The organism is Kitasatospora sp. NE20-6, assembly GCF_045862635.1.
On the sequence record NZ_BPRL01000002.1, the window covers coordinates 25,706 to 39,340 of the forward strand.

Annotated in this window: 10 protein-coding genes; 7 read left to right on the forward strand and 3 right to left on the reverse strand. The window is 72.0% G+C overall.

The window, feature by feature from the left end:
• Positions 1-27 precede the first annotated feature (27 nt).
• The 3 genes from metH (at position 28) to SNE206_RS00715 (ending at position 6,347) form a co-directional block, all read left to right on the forward strand.
• Positions 28-3,558 carry a methionine synthase gene (metH, locus tag SNE206_RS00705; protein ID WP_407911330.1) on the forward strand — a complete coding sequence of 1,177 codons (3,531 nt, stop codon included), beginning with the start codon at positions 28-30 and terminating at the stop codon, positions 3,556-3,558.
• Between the two features lie 158 nt (positions 3,559-3,716).
• Positions 3,717-4,418 carry an HAD family hydrolase gene (locus tag SNE206_RS00710; protein WP_407911331.1) on the forward strand — a complete coding sequence of 234 codons (702 nt, stop codon included), beginning with the start codon at positions 3,717-3,719 and terminating at the stop codon, positions 4,416-4,418.
• Between the two features lie 321 nt (positions 4,419-4,739).
• Entirely contained in the window at positions 4,740-6,347 is a 1,608-nt protein-coding gene (locus SNE206_RS00715) for an ABC transporter substrate-binding protein (RefSeq protein ID WP_407911332.1), read from the forward strand.
• Positions 6,348-6,417: 70 nt separating this feature from the next.
• Here SNE206_RS00715 and SNE206_RS00720 read toward each other — a convergent pair whose 3' ends face one another.
• Both SNE206_RS00720 and SNE206_RS00725 read right to left on the reverse strand, forming a co-directional pair.
• On the reverse strand, positions 6,418-7,089 hold the full coding sequence (locus SNE206_RS00720; RefSeq protein WP_405010519.1) for a response regulator: 672 nt from the start codon (positions 7,087-7,089) through the stop codon (positions 6,418-6,420).
• Positions 7,090-7,992, reverse strand: a complete 903-nt coding sequence (locus SNE206_RS00725) for a RecB family exonuclease (RefSeq protein WP_407911333.1) — start codon at positions 7,990-7,992, stop codon at positions 7,090-7,092.
• A 198-nt stretch (positions 7,993-8,190) separates the two neighbouring features.
• On the opposite strand from SNE206_RS00725, the gene SNE206_RS00730 reads away from it, so the two are divergent.
• The 3 genes from SNE206_RS00730 to SNE206_RS00740 all read left to right on the forward strand — a co-directional run bounded on the left by SNE206_RS00730 (position 8,191) and on the right by SNE206_RS00740 (position 11,251).
• On the forward strand, positions 8,191-9,387 hold the full coding sequence (locus SNE206_RS00730) for a site-2 protease family protein (RefSeq protein ID WP_407911334.1): 1,197 nt from the start codon (positions 8,191-8,193) through the stop codon (positions 9,385-9,387).
• 105 nt (positions 9,388-9,492) lie between these two features.
• On the forward strand, positions 9,493-10,455 hold the full coding sequence (locus SNE206_RS00735; protein ID WP_407911335.1) for a tRNA (adenine-N1)-methyltransferase: 963 nt from the start codon (positions 9,493-9,495) through the stop codon (positions 10,453-10,455).
• A gap of 187 nt (positions 10,456-10,642) precedes the next feature.
• Positions 10,643-11,251 (forward strand): hypothetical protein, encoded by a 609-nt coding sequence (locus SNE206_RS00740; protein ID WP_407911336.1) that lies wholly within the window; start codon positions 10,643-10,645, stop codon positions 11,249-11,251.
• A gap of 30 nt (positions 11,252-11,281) precedes the next feature.
• Here the strand turns inward: SNE206_RS00740 and SNE206_RS00745 are convergent, their stop codons facing one another.
• Entirely contained in the window at positions 11,282-11,569 is a 288-nt protein-coding gene (locus tag SNE206_RS00745) for a ferredoxin (protein WP_405010514.1), read from the reverse strand.
• A 245-nt stretch (positions 11,570-11,814) separates the two neighbouring features.
• Between SNE206_RS00745 and arc the strand changes: the two genes are divergently transcribed.
• The gene (gene arc / locus SNE206_RS00750; protein ID WP_407911337.1) at positions 11,815-13,581 is read left to right on the forward strand and encodes a proteasome ATPase; all 1,767 of its coding nucleotides are present in this window, start codon (positions 11,815-11,817) and stop codon (positions 13,579-13,581) included.
• Positions 13,582-13,635 lie beyond the last annotated feature (54 nt).

Genomic DNA, 13,635 nt, shown 5'->3' on the forward strand with positions numbered 1-13,635 from the left:
CAGCCGTCGCACCCAGGGAGTTGCCCCATGGCCACCGCCGTCCCCCCGTCCGCCGCAGTCTCCGCCCAGCAGGCGCGTGCGAACGCCCTGCGCGAAGCCCTCGCCACCCGGGTCGTGGTGGCGGACGGCGCGATGGGCACCATGCTGCAGGCACAGGACCCGACCATGGAGGACTTCCAGCAGCTGGAGGGCTGCAACGAGATCCTCAACGTCACCCGCCCCGACATCGTGCGCTCGGTGCACGAGGCGTACTTCGGCGTCGGCGTGGACTGCGTGGAGACCAACACCTTCGGCGCGAACCACTCGGCGCTCGGCGAGTACGACATCCCGGAGCGCGTCTTCGAGCTCTCCGAGGCCGGCGCCCGGATCGCCCGCGAGGCCGCCGACGCCCACGACGACGGCCGCATCCGCTGGGTGCTCGGCTCGATCGGTCCCGGCACCAAGCTGCCGACGCTCGGCCACGCCCCGTACGAGCTGCTGCGCGACGGCTTCGAGCGGAACGCGGCCGGCCTGATCGCGGGCGGCGCGGACGCACTGCTGGTGGAGACCAGCCAGGACCTCCTGCAGACCAAGGCCGCGATCCTCGGCTCCAAGCGGGCGCTGGCCGCGGCCGGGCTCGACCTGCCGGTGCTGGTGCAGGTGACCGTGGAGACCACCGGCACCATGCTGCTCGGCTCGGAGATCGGCGCGGCGCTGACCGCGCTGGAGCCGCTGGGTGTCGACTACATCGGCCTCAACTGCGCGACCGGCCCCGCCGAGATGAGCGAGCACCTGCGCTACCTGGCGAAGAACGCCCGGATCGGCCTGTCCTGCATGCCGAACGCGGGCCTGCCGGTGCTCGGCAAGGACGGCGCGCACTACCCGCTGAGCCCGCAGGAGCTCGCGGACGCCCACGACTCCTTCACCCGCGAGTACGGCCTGTCACTGGTCGGCGGCTGCTGCGGCACCACCCCCGAGCACCTGCGCCAGGTCGTCGAGCGGGTCCAGGGCCGCCCGGTCACGCCGCGCGACCCGCACCCGGAGGCGGCCGCCGCCTCGCTCTACCAGTCGGTGCCGTTCCGGCAGGACCTCTCCTACCTGGCGATCGGCGAGCGCACCAACGCCAACGGCTCGAAGAAGTTCCGCGATGCCATGCTGGCCGAGGACTGGCAGGCCTGCGTCGAGATCGCCCGCGACCAGATCCGCGACGGCTCGCACCTGCTCGACCTGTGCGTCGACTACGTCGGCCGGGACGGCGTCGCCGACATGAAGGAGATCGCCGCCCGGCTGGCGACCGCCTCGACCCTGCCGATCGTGCTCGACTCCACCGAGCCGCAGGTGCTGCTGGCCGGCCTGGAGGCGCTCGGCGGCCGTGCGGTGCTCAACTCCGTCAACTACGAGGACGGCGACGGCCCGGACACCCGCTTCGGCCGGATCGCCTCGCTGGCCCGGGAGCACGGCGCCGGCCTGATCGCGCTGACCATCGACGAGGAGGGCCAGGCCCGCACCGCGGAGACGAAGGTCGCGATCGCCGAGCGCCTCATCGCGCAGCTCACCACCGAGTACGGCATCGACGAGGGCTCGATCCTGGTCGACTGCCTGGCCTTCACCCTGGGCACCGGTCAGGAGGAGTCCCGCCGCGACGGCATCGAGACGATCGAGGCGATCCGCGAGCTGAAGCGGCGTCACCCGGACGTCCAGACCACGCTGGGCCTGTCCAACATCTCCTTCGGCCTCAGCCCGGCCGCCCGCGTCGTGATCAACTCGGTCTTCCTGCACGAGTGCGTCGAGGCGGGCCTGGACTCGGCCATCGTGCACGCCTCCAAGATCCTCCCGATCGCGCGCATCCCGGAGGAGCAGCGCGACGTCGCGCTCGACCTCGTCTACGACCGCCGCCGCGAGGCGGTCGGCGACGAGCCCGCCTACGACCCGCTGCAGAGGCTGCTGCAGCTCTTCGAGGGCGTCTCGATGGCCTCCACCGCCGCCTCGAAGGCGGAGGAGCTCGCGGCCCTCCCGCTCGACGAGCGCCTGCAGCGCCGGATCGTCGACGGCGAGCGCAACGGGCTGGAGGCCGACCTCGACGAGGCGCTGGCCGGGCGCCCCGCGCTGGAGATCGTCAACGGCACGCTGCTGGCGGGCATGAAGGTGGTCGGCGAGCTGTTCGGCTCGGGCCAGATGCAGCTGCCGTTCGTGCTGCAGTCCGCCGAGGTCATGAAGACCGCGGTGGCGCACCTGGAGCCGCACATGGAGAAGTCCGACGACGAGGGCAAGGGCACGATCGTGCTCGCCACCGTCAAGGGCGACGTCCACGACATCGGCAAGAACCTCGTCGACATCATCCTCTCCAACAACGGCTACACCGTCGTCAACCTCGGCATCAAGCAGCCGGTCTCGGCGATCCTCGACGCCGCGCAGGAGCACAAGGCCGACGTCATCGGCATGTCGGGCCTGCTGGTCAAGTCCACGGTGATCATGAAGGAGAACCTGGAGGAGCTGAACCAGCGCGGCCTGGCCGCCGACTACCCGGTGATCCTCGGCGGCGCCGCGCTCACCCGCGCCTACGTCGAGCAGGACCTCCACGAGGTCTACCAGGGCGAGGTCCGCTACGCCCGGGACGCCTTCGAGGGCCTGCGGCTGATGGACGCCCTGGTCGCCGTGAAGCGCGGCGTGCCCGGCGCGGCCCTGCCGGAGCTGCGCCAGCGCCGCCACGCCCGGGTGCAGGTGGAGGAGCCGGAGGAGGTCAACCTCGGCCAGGTCCGCTCCGACGTGGCCGTCGACAACCGGGTGCCCTCGCCGCCGTTCTGGGGCGACCGGATCGTCAAGGGCATCCCGTTCGCCGACTACGCCTCCTGGCTCGACGAGGACGCGCTCTTCAAGGGCCAGTGGGGCCTGAAGGCCGCCCGCAACGGCGACGGCCCCTCGTACGAGGAGCTGGTGGAGACCGAGGGCCGGCCGCGGCTGCGCATGTGGCTGGACCGCCTGCAGACCGAGGGCTGGCTGGAGCCCGCCGTGATCTACGGCTACTACCCGGCCAACTCCAAGGGCGACGACCTGATCGTCTTCCACGAGGACGGCTCCGAGCGGACCCGCTTCACCTTCCCCCGGCAGCGCCGCGGCCGCCGCCTCTGCCTGGCGGACTTCTTCCGCCCGGAGGACTCCGGCCTGCGCGACGTGCTGGGGCTGCAGGTCGTCACCATGGGCAACCGGGTCTCGGAGGCGGCCAACGAGCTGTTCGCCGGCAACGCCTACCGCGACTACCTGGAGCTGCACGGCCTGTCGGTGCAGCTCGCCGAGGCGCTCGCCGAGTTCTGGCACGCCCGGGTCCGCTTCGAACTGGGCTTCGGCGACGAGGACCCGCAGGACGTCCGCGACATGTTCGCCCTGAAGTACCGCGGCGCCCGCTTCTCGCTGGGCTACGGCGCCTGCCCGGAGCTGGAGGACCGCGCCAAGATCGCCGACCTGCTGAAGCCGGAGCGGATCGGCGTGGTGCTCTCCGAGGAGTTCCAGCTGCACCCGGAGCAGTCCACCGACGCGATCGTCATCCACCACCCCGAGGCGAAGTACTTCAACGCGAGGTAACGCCACGGATGCGCTCCGTTCTGCGCGGAAACGGTCGCCGGGCGTATCCTGAATGATCCTGAACGGGCCGGTCCGCTCACCAGCGGGCCGGCCTGTGCCATCCCCGGATCCGTCCGGGCGCGCCCCGGCGTGCACCCACCCAGGCGAAGGGATCTTCCATGACGACCATCTCGACCCCCACCGAAAACCTCGACGGCACCGGCGGCGGCCTGCAGGCCGTCCTGTTCGACATGGACGGCACGCTGGTCGACACCGAGGACTTCTGGTGGCAGGCCGAGGCCTCGCTCTTCGCGGAGCTCGGACACGTGCTGGACGAGGCCGACCGCGCCCACGTGGTCGGCGGCCCGATGACCCGGGTGATCGACTACCTGCTGTCGCGCACCGCCGTGACGCTCTCCCCGGCCGAGCTCACCGTGCTGATCAACCGGCGCTTCGTCGACCTGCTGGCCGGCGGCGTGCCGCTGATGCCCGGCGCCGAACGGCTGCTCAACACGCTGGACGCGCACGGCGTGCCCGCCGCCCTGGTGTCCGCCTCGCACCGGCACATCATCGACATCGTGCTCGGCAGCCTCGGCGCCCACCACTTCGCCTTCTCGGTGGCCGGCGACGAGGTGCCGCGCACCAAGCCGTACCCGGACCCGTACCTGGAGGCCGCGGCCCGGCTCGGCGCCGACCCGTCGCGGTGCGTGGTGATCGAGGACGCGCCGACCGGGGTGCGCGCCGCGGAGGCGGCCGGCTGCCCGGTCATCGCGGTGCCCTCGGTCGCCGCGATCGAGCCCGCGCCGGGGCGCCTGGTGGTGCCGTCGCTGGAACTCGTCGACCTGGAGCTCCTCCTCTCGGCGGTCGCCGCCCGGGTGTGAGATCGGTCTCCTTCCGGGCGTACCGTGCTTTCGCGCCGCTGCCTCCCGGCAACGGTGCGTACAGGGTGCGCCGGAGAAAACGGACATCACGTGACAGATCGTCGGGTTGCGGGACTCGGCGGTCGACGGCGGCCATAACGGCCGCCCGTTCGGGCGGTGGCAGCGCGTGTTCGATATGGCACGCTACATCCGGTCAGTCCCCGACAACGGGGTCGAACGGACCGTCACCGACCGCGCCCCCCACCCCGGACGCACCCACGTGACGGTTCCTCCCGGCGCCTCCCCACAAGCCCGGCCGCACGGAGAAGGAATCAAACCCGCATGTCATCCGCCAACCGCCTGGCCGTACTGGGCTGTGCCGTCGTCGTGGCCACCGCCGCCTCCGGCTGCGCCTCCGCGACCAAGGCCGTCACCGGCAAGGACTCGCCGTCGGTGATCACCATGGGCACCACCAACGTGACCAGCGTGCTCGACCCGGCCGGCGCCTACGACGCGGGTTCCTGGCTGGTGCTGAACAACACCTTCCAGTCGCTGCTGAGCTTCCCGCCCGGTGCGACCGTGCCGCAGCCGGACGCCGCGCAGTCCTGCGGGTTCACCGGGGGCGACGCCACGACGTACGAGTGCACCGTGCGCAGCGGCCTGAAGTTCTCCAACGGCCACGCGCTGACCGCCGAGGACGTCGTCTTCTCCGTGCAGCGCATGCTGAAGATCAACGACCCGAGCGGCCCGGCCTCGCTGCTCTCGACGATCAAGTCGGTCCGGTCCGAGGACGGCGGCAAGGTGGTCTTCCACCTGAACGCCCCGGACGCGGTGCTCCCGGCGAAGCTCGCCTCGGCGGCCGGATCCATCGTCGACCACCAGGTCTTCCCGGCGGACGGCCTGCTCGCCAACGACAAGCTGGTCGGCTCCGGCCCGTACAAGATCGACTCGATCGACACGATGAGCGACGGCGAGGCGCCCGCGAAGGTCGCCCTCTCCGCGAACAGCGAGTACCGGGGCGAGAACAAGCCGCAGAGCGGCTCGTTCGCGCTGCGCTACTTCAACACCCCGGACGAGCTCAAGTCCGCCCTCGAACAGGGCGACGTCGACCTCGCGGACAACAGCATGGAGCCCGCCGCCGCGGCCAAGATCAAGGACGACCAGATCGCCGGCAAGGGCGACCTCAAGGTCGCCGAGGGCGAGAGCGCCGAGACCCGCTTCCTCGTCCTCAACACCAAGGACCCGGTCGCCGGCAACCCCGCCGTGCGCCAGGCCGCCGCCCAGCTCCTCGACCGCAAGGCACTCGCCCACACGGTCTACGCGGGCACCGTCCAGCCGCTGTACTCGCTCGTGCCCGCCGGCATCACCGGCCACAACACGGCCTTCTTCGACCGCTACGGCGACCCCAGCACCGAGAAGGCCAGGAAGATCCTCTCCGCGGCCAAGGTCCAGACCCCGGTCAAGCTGACCCTCACCTGGTCGCGCGCCCGCGCCGGCGTCGCCGAGATGGACCAGTTCAAGAAGGACCTGGAGGCCGGCGGCCTCTTCCAGATCACCGTGAAGCAGGAGCCGGACTGGAAGAAGTACCAGGCCGGCTGGAAGGCCGGGATCTACCAGGGCTACACCGTCGGCTGGACCCCCGACTACGCCGACCCCGACGACTTCGTCAGCCCGATCGTGGTCGACGGCGGCGCCTTCCACAACGGCTGGGACGACGAGCGCATCAGCGGCAGGCTCGTGCCCGCCAGCATCAAGCTGACCGACCGCACCGCGGGCGGCGCCTACGGCCAGATCCAGAACATCGTCGCGGAGGCCGCCCCGGTCATCCCGCTGTTCCAGGCCAAGTCGTTCTACGCCTCGCGCAACGACATCACCGGCGTCGACGCGACCGTCGACACCACCGGCGTCTTCCGCCTCTGGCTGATCGGCCGCACCGAGAGCATCGGCTGACCCGCCGTACGCCGACGGCCCGCCCCTCCGCGCAGGAGGAGGCGGGCCGTCGGCCGTCCGGGGCGCGCCGTCAGAGCGCGCCGGGGCGCACCAGGCCGGACTCGTACGCGTACACCGCGGCCTGCACCCGGTCACGCAGGCGCAGCTTCGTCAGCACGTGGCCGACGTGGGTCTTCACCGTCGTCTCGCTGACGAACAGCTCGGCGGCGATCTCCGCGTTCGACAGCCCCCGGGCGACCAGCCGCAGCACCTCCACCTCGCGCTCGGTCAGCGCGCCCAGCGCCTGCGGCGGCGCCTCCTCGCCGGACGGCAGCCGGGTGGCGTACATGTCGAGCAGGCGGCGCGTCACCGACGGCGCCAGCATCGCCGCGCCGTCCGCGACCACCCGGATCGCCTGCACGAGCTCCTCGGCCGGCACGTCCTTCAGCAGGAAGCCGCTGGCCCCGGCCCGCAGCGCCTCCACCACGTACTCGTCGAGGTCGAAGGTCGTCAGCACCAGCACCTTCGCCGGGCCGTCGCGGCCGGGCCCGGAGATCCGCCGGGTCGCCTCCACGCCGTCCATCCGCGGCATCCGGATGTCCATCAGCACCACGTCCGGCTGGAGCGCCCGCACCTGCTCCAGCGCCTGCTGGCCGTCCCCGGCCTCGCCGACCACCACCAGGTCGGGCTCGGCCTCCAGGATCATCCGGAAACCGGTGCGGAGCAGCGGCTGGTCGTCCACCAGCAGCACCCTGATCGTCACCTACGACTCCTCGCTCACCATGGGATCCCCCGGGGGATCGTCGTCGGGCCGTCGCGCCGCGGGCAGCGGCAGCGGGTACGGCGGGGGAGTGCCTCCGAACTCCGGGCAGCGGGCCTGGTGGTCGCACCAGTCGCAGAGCCGGTTGCGGGTGGCGGGGAACTCCCCGGTCTCCACCGCCCGCGAGATGGTCTCCCACAGCGCGTGCAGCTTGCGCTCCACCGCCAGCAGGTCGGTCTCGTCCGGGTCGTACGTGACCACGTCGCCGCCCCCGCCGAGGTAGACCAGCTGCAGGCGCCTGGGGATCACGCCCTTCCAGCGCCACACCACCAGGGCGTAGAACTTCATCTGGAACATCGCCTTGCCCTCGAAGTCCCGCGAGGGCGCCCGCCCGGTCTTGTAGTCGACCAGCCGCACCTCGCCGCTCGGGGCGACGTCGACGCGGTCGATGTAGCCGCGCAGCAGGAGCCCGGACCCCAGCGACGTCTCCACGTACAGCTCGCGCTCGGCGGGGTGCAGGCGGGTCGGGTCCTCCAGGCGGAACCAGCGGTCCACCAGCTTCTCCGCGTCGCCCAGCCAGCCCGCGAGGGCGGTGCCGTCCGGGTCGTCGGGGAAGAGCTCCGCGAGCTCCGGCCGCTCGCCCAGCAGCCGCTCCCACTGGGGGCGCAGCAGCGAGCGCGCCAGGCCGGCGGTCCGCTCGGCCGGCGGGTGGTCGAACAGCCGCTCCAGCACGGCGTGCACCACCGTGCCGCGGGTCGCGGCCGGGCTCGGCGGTTCGGGCAGGCGGTCGATCACCCGCAGCCGGTACAGCAGGGGGCAGGTCATGAAGTCGCCGGCGCGCGAGGGCGAGAGGCCCGTCGGCGGGGCCGCCGGCCGGGCCGTCGGGCCGGTGTCCGTCTGGTGCATGCCCCGACCCTATTGCCCTCCGCTCACATCCCGCTGTCGGCCCACTGACACCGCGACCGCTGCGCGGGCCCCGACCGGGGTATGACCCCCTACGAGCGGCGCCCTCCGAGGGGCGCGCGCGGGATCCGGACGGAGATCACGTAGCGTGGGCGCCACGGCGCGGGCCGGTACGACGGGGACGAGAGCGAAGGGGACGCGGTGAGCGACACCAGGGGGCAGCGGACCTCCGAGAAACCGCCGGCCGGCCGGGCCGGCGACCCGCAGCCGCGCGGCGGGATCCTGATGGGCCGCCCCTTCGGCGTCCCGGTGTACGTCACGCCGTCCTGGTTCGTCATCGCCGCCCTGATCACCTGGATCTTCGGCGGACGCCTCACCGAGGTGCTGCCCGGCCTCGGCGGCACCCGCTACCTCGTCTCCTTCTCCTTCGCCGTCGCCTTCTACGCCTCCGTGCTCGTCCACGAGCTGGCGCACACGGTGATCGCCCTGCGCTACCGGCTCGGCGTCCGCAGCATCCAGCTGCAGTTCTTCGGCGGCGTCTCCGAGATCGAGAAGGAGGCCGAGACCCCGGCCCGGGAGTTCTGGCTGGCCTTCGTCGGGCCGCTGCTCTCGCTCGTCCTCGGCGGCGTGTTCTACCTCGCGACGAACGCCGTCGAGCTCGACACCGTGCCCGGCGTGCTCCTCGCCGGCCTCATGGTGAGCAACCTCGTCGTCGCCGCCTTCAACCTGCTGCCCGGCCTCCCGCTGGACGGCGGCCGCATGCTGCGCGCCGTCGTGTGGGGCGTCACCGGCCGCCCGATGGCCGGCACCGTCGCCGCCGCCTGGGTCGGCCGCGGACTGGCCCTCGCCGTGCTCGTCGGCCTGCCGCTCGTCAGCGCCGCCCAGACCCCGGAGCAGTCCACCGGCGACAGCCTCGTCGACGGCGTGCTCGCGGCCATCCTCGCGATCATCATCTGGAACGGCGCCACCGGTGCCGTCCGCAACGCCCGCCTGCGCGAGGTCCTGCCCGGGCTCGACCTGCGCGAACTCGCCCGCCGCTCCGTCGACGTCACCGCCGACACCCCGCTCGGCGAGGCGCTGCGCCGCGCCCACGAGGCCCGGGCCGGCGCGATCGTCGTCGTCGACGGCCGCGGCGACCCCGCCGCCCTGGTCACCGAGGCCGCCGTCACGAAGGTGCCCGAGCGCCGCCGTCCCTGGGTCGCCGTCGGCGCCGTCGCCCGCGACCTCGAACCCGGCCTGCACCTCGACCTCGCACTCACCGGCGAGGACCTCCTCGCCGCGCTCCGCCGCACCCCGGCCGCCGAGTACCTGGTCGTCCGCCCGGACGGCAGCCCGTACGGCGTGCTCGCCCTCGCCGACCTCGAACGCCGCCTGGCCCGCGCGCTCGGCGGCCGCTGAACCGCCCCGCCGCCGCGGCCCGCCGAAACGATCTGCCGTACGGCTCCCGGGCCCGGGCCGGGCGGCTGGTCGGGGGAGTGCCGCCGTTCCCTTAGGATTGGCCGCATGTCCGAACCGACCGGTGCCACCCGCCGACGCGGGCCCTTCCAGGTCGGGGACCAGGTACAGCTGACCGACCCCAAGGGCCGCCACTACACGTTCACGCTCCAGGCCGGGAACCAGTTCCACACCCACAAGGGTGCGTTCCCGCACGACGAGCTGATCGGCGCCCCCGAGGGCACGGTCGTACGCACGACGGGCAACGTCCCGTACCTCGCGCTGCGCCCCCTGCTCCCCGACTACGTCCTCTCCATGCCCCGCGGCGCGGCGGTGATCTACCCCAAGGACGCGGGTCAGATCCTGGCGATGGCCGACATCTTCGCGGGCGCGCGCGTCGTCGAGGCCGGCGTCGGCTCCGGCGCGCTCTCCACGTACCTGCTGCGCGCCGTCGGGGACACCGGCATGCTCGCCTCGTACGAGCGCCGCGAGGACTTCGCCGAGATCGCCAGGAACAACGTCGAGCGGTACTTCGGCGGCCCCCACCCGGCCTGGAAGCTCACCATCGGCGACCTGCAGGACAACCTCGTCGAGAACGACGTCGACCGCGTCATCCTCGACATGCTCGCCCCCTGGGAGTGCCTGGACGTCGCCTCCAAGGCGCTCGTCCCCGGCGGCCTCATCTGCTGCTACGTCGCCACGACCACGCAGATGTCGAAGACCGTCGAGGCGCTGCGCGAGCACGGCACCTTCACCGAGCCGCAGGCCTGGGAGACCATGGTCCGCACCTGGCACCTGGAGGGGCTGGCCGTCCGCCCGGACCACCGGATGATCGGCCACACCGGCTTCCTCCTCACCGCCCGCCGCCTCGCCGACGGCGTCGAGCCCCCGCTGCGCCGCCGCCGCCCCGCCAAGGGCGCCTACGGCGAGGACTACGACAACGGCAGCCCCGAGCCCTCGCTGGCCGAGCGGGCCGCCGTCCGCCGGGCCACCCGCGAGAACGCCGCCACGGACGGCGTCGAGCTGCCCTGACGCCGTGACGGCCCGTCCTCCGGGGGGCGGCGCAACCGGTCCCCGACCGGCTGCGCCGCCCCCCGCCGCATGCCCGTGACGGGCTGTCGGGGCCGGTGCCGGGACGTCCCGGACGGTGTGGGACGATGCTCGCTCACAACAGCCGCCGTGCCCGCCGGGGCACCCTCGTGGTGGAGAGGACTGCCTGGTGGAAGCAGCGGTCGAGGCGGAGAACCCCCGGACGGCGGACGGTGCCGGTACGGCACCCGGTCACGCCCGGAGCGGGATAGGACACTGGGCCCTGGTGGCGGCGGGCTGCGCCGCGGTCGTCGCCGGCGCACTGGCGGCCTCCCCGGCCGAGGGCACGCCCGCCGCGGCCCGCCCGACGGCGAAGGCCGCGCCGCCCGCGGCGGCCCCCGATCCGGCGAAGGCCGAACTTCCCCTTGACTGCGGGCCGTTCCCGGTGACCGTCGTGCTGAAGGTGAGCGCCGATCTCGGTGACGGTTCGCCCAGCACCGTGGTCGCCGCGCACTGCGCCGCGGACAACGGCACCCCGCCCGACGGCGTCTTCGTGCTCACCGCCGGCCCCGACGGCCGCCCGGAGGTCGCCGGCACCCTGCTGGATCCGGCCGCCGACAACCTGACCGTCACCGCCCTCACCGTGCGCAGCGACGGCGAGATCCGCGCCCGCGCCCGGGGCTACTCCTCGCCCGACGTGCCGCGGTGCTGCCCGGACCGCTCCCTCGCGATCGCCTGGAAGCGGAACGCGGGCCACTGGGTGCGGGCCGAGAGCGCCGCGCCGGCCGGTCAGGTCTGACCCCGGCGGACCTGCTGGGCCTGCGGGCGGTCAGTCCGCGTCGGGGCCGTAGACCTCGACGCGGTCGGCCACCCGGCGCACGTGGATGCAGTCGCCCGGGCACTCCTTCGCGGAGTCGACGACGTCCTGAAGGAGCGTCAGGGGCACCGGCGCGGTCTGGCCGGGCTGCTGGCGCAACTCGTCGTCGTCGCCCTTGACGTAGGCGAGGCCGTCGATGTCGAGCTCGAAGACCTCCGGTGCGTACTGGACGCAGATGCCGTCGCCCGTGCACAGGTCCTGATCGATCCAGACTTCGAGCTCTTCGCCGGTCGCGGACATGTCCCCTGCCGTTTCTGTACCGGAATGCCCCGCTTCGCGTGGCATTTCCACTCCTCCTGCAGTGCCGACCTTACCCCTGCCCTGCTTTGAACCGTTGAGCGGTGGGCACATCCACTACCAGAGGGGAAGCAACGCAAGGGCGAAGATCGGACACGCCCGATCCATCTTTCTGATCTAGGGGTTTACAGACCCCTGGCTCCAGGTAGGTTTGGGTCGTCCAGCTCCCCCAGGAGGAGGTGAGGACCGTGGCAGCCCACGATGACGACTACAACCGCAGCGCCGGCCGGCCCGCTCGTGGTTCCGACGAGGCCGCGCAGGTCTCGTACCTCGAGCAGGAGATCGCCGCCCTGCGTCGGAAGCTCGCCGACTCGCCGCGCCACTCGAGAATCCTCGAGGAGCGCATCGTCGAGCTCCAGACCAACATGGCCGGTGTTTCCGCCCAGAACGAGCGGCTCGCCGCCACGCTCCGTGAGGCCCGCGACCAGATCGTGGCCCTCAAGGAAGAGGTGGACCGCCTCGCCCAGCCCCCCGCCGGATTCGGCACCTTCCTCAGCGCCAACGAGGACGGCACCGCGGACATCTTCACGGGCGGCCGCAAGCTGCGCGTCAACGTCAGCCCGAGCATCGAGCTGGAGGAGCTGCGCCGCGGCCAGGAGGTCATGCTCAACGAGGCGCTCAACATCGTGGACGCGATGGCCTTCGAGAGCATCGGCGACATCGTCACCCTCAAGGAGGTCCTGGAGGACGGCGAACGCGCCCTGGTGATCGGCCACACCGACGAGGAGCGGGTGGTCCGGCTCGCCGAGCCGCTGCGCGACCTCACCCTGCGCTCCGGCGACGCCCTCCTTCTGGAGCCCCGCTCCGGATACGTCTACGAGGTCGTCCCCAAGTCCGAGGTCGAGGAACTGGTCCTCGAAGAGGTCCCGGACATCGACTACCGGCAGATCGGCGGCCTCGCGGGCCAGATCGAGCAGATCCGCGACGCGGTCGAGCTGCCGTACCTGCACGCCGACCTCTTCAAGGAGTACGAGCTCCGTCCGCCCAAGGGCGTCCTGCTCTACGGCCCTCCCGGCTGCGGCAAGACGCTCATCGCCAAGGCGGTCGCGAACTCGCTGGCCAAGAAGGTCGCCGAGGTGACCGGCCGGCCGCAGGGCAAGAGCTACTTCCTCAACATCAAGGGCCCGGAGCTCCTCAACAAGTACGTCGGCGAGACCGAGCGGCAGATCCGCCTGGTCTTCCAGCGTGCCCGGGAGAAGGCCAGCGAGGGCACGCCCGTCATCGTCTTCTTCGACGAGATGGAGTCGCTCTTCCGCACCCGTGGGTCCGGTGTCAGCTCGGACGTGGAGAACACCATCGTCCCGCAGCTGCTCGCCGAGATCGACGGCGTGGAGGGCCTGGAGAACGTCATCGTCATCGGTGCCTCCAACCGCGAGGACATGATCGACCCGGCGATCCTGCGGCCCGGCCGCCTGGACGTCAAGATCAAGATCGAGCGGCCGGACGCCGAGGCGGCGAAGGACATCTTCTCCAAGTACCTCAAGGACTCGCTGCCCTTCCACCCGGACGACGTCAAGGAGCACGAGGGCTCGGTGGTCTCCACCGTCGCCGGGATGATCCAGGCGGTGGTCGAGCGGATGTACTCGGAGACCGAGGACAACCGCTTCCTGGAGGTCACCTACGCCAACGGTGACAAGGAGGTCCTGTACTTCAAGGACTTCAACTCCGGCGCCATGATCCAGAACATCGTCGACCGCGCCAAGAAGATGGCCATCAAGGACTTCCTCGACCACGGCCAGCGCGGCCTGCGCGTCTCCCACCTGCTCGCCGCCTGCGTGGACGAGTTCAAGGAGAACGAGGACCTGCCCAACACCACCAACCCGGACGACTGGGCCCGGATCTCGGGCAAGAAGGGCGAGCGGATCGTCTTCATCCGCACCCTGGTCACCGGCAAGCAGGGCGCGGAGTCCGGCCGCTCCATCGACACCGTCGCCAACACGGGGCAGTACCTGTAACGACGCCCGAACCCTCCGTCCGGCTGCGGTGCCACCCGCCCCGCAGCCGGACGG

Excerpts from the sequence above, each read along its gene's own strand:
- SNE206_RS00735 (WP_407911335.1), top strand. The coding sequence starts at position 9,493 with ATGTCCGAACCGACCGGTGCCACCCGCCGACGCGGGCCCTTCCAGGTC.
- SNE206_RS00725 (WP_407911333.1), bottom strand. The coding sequence starts at position 7,992 with ATGCACCAGACGGACACCGGCCCGACGGCCCGGCCGGCGGCCCCGCCG.
- metH (WP_407911330.1), top strand. The coding sequence starts at position 28 with ATGGCCACCGCCGTCCCCCCGTCCGCCGCAGTCTCCGCCCAGCAGGCG.
- SNE206_RS00710 (WP_407911331.1), top strand. The coding sequence starts at position 3,717 with ATGACGACCATCTCGACCCCCACCGAAAACCTCGACGGCACCGGCGGC.
- SNE206_RS00715 (WP_407911332.1), top strand. The coding sequence starts at position 4,740 with ATGTCATCCGCCAACCGCCTGGCCGTACTGGGCTGTGCCGTCGTCGTG.
- SNE206_RS00745 (WP_405010514.1), bottom strand. The coding sequence starts at position 11,569 with ATGTCCGCGACCGGCGAAGAGCTCGAAGTCTGGATCGATCAGGACCTG.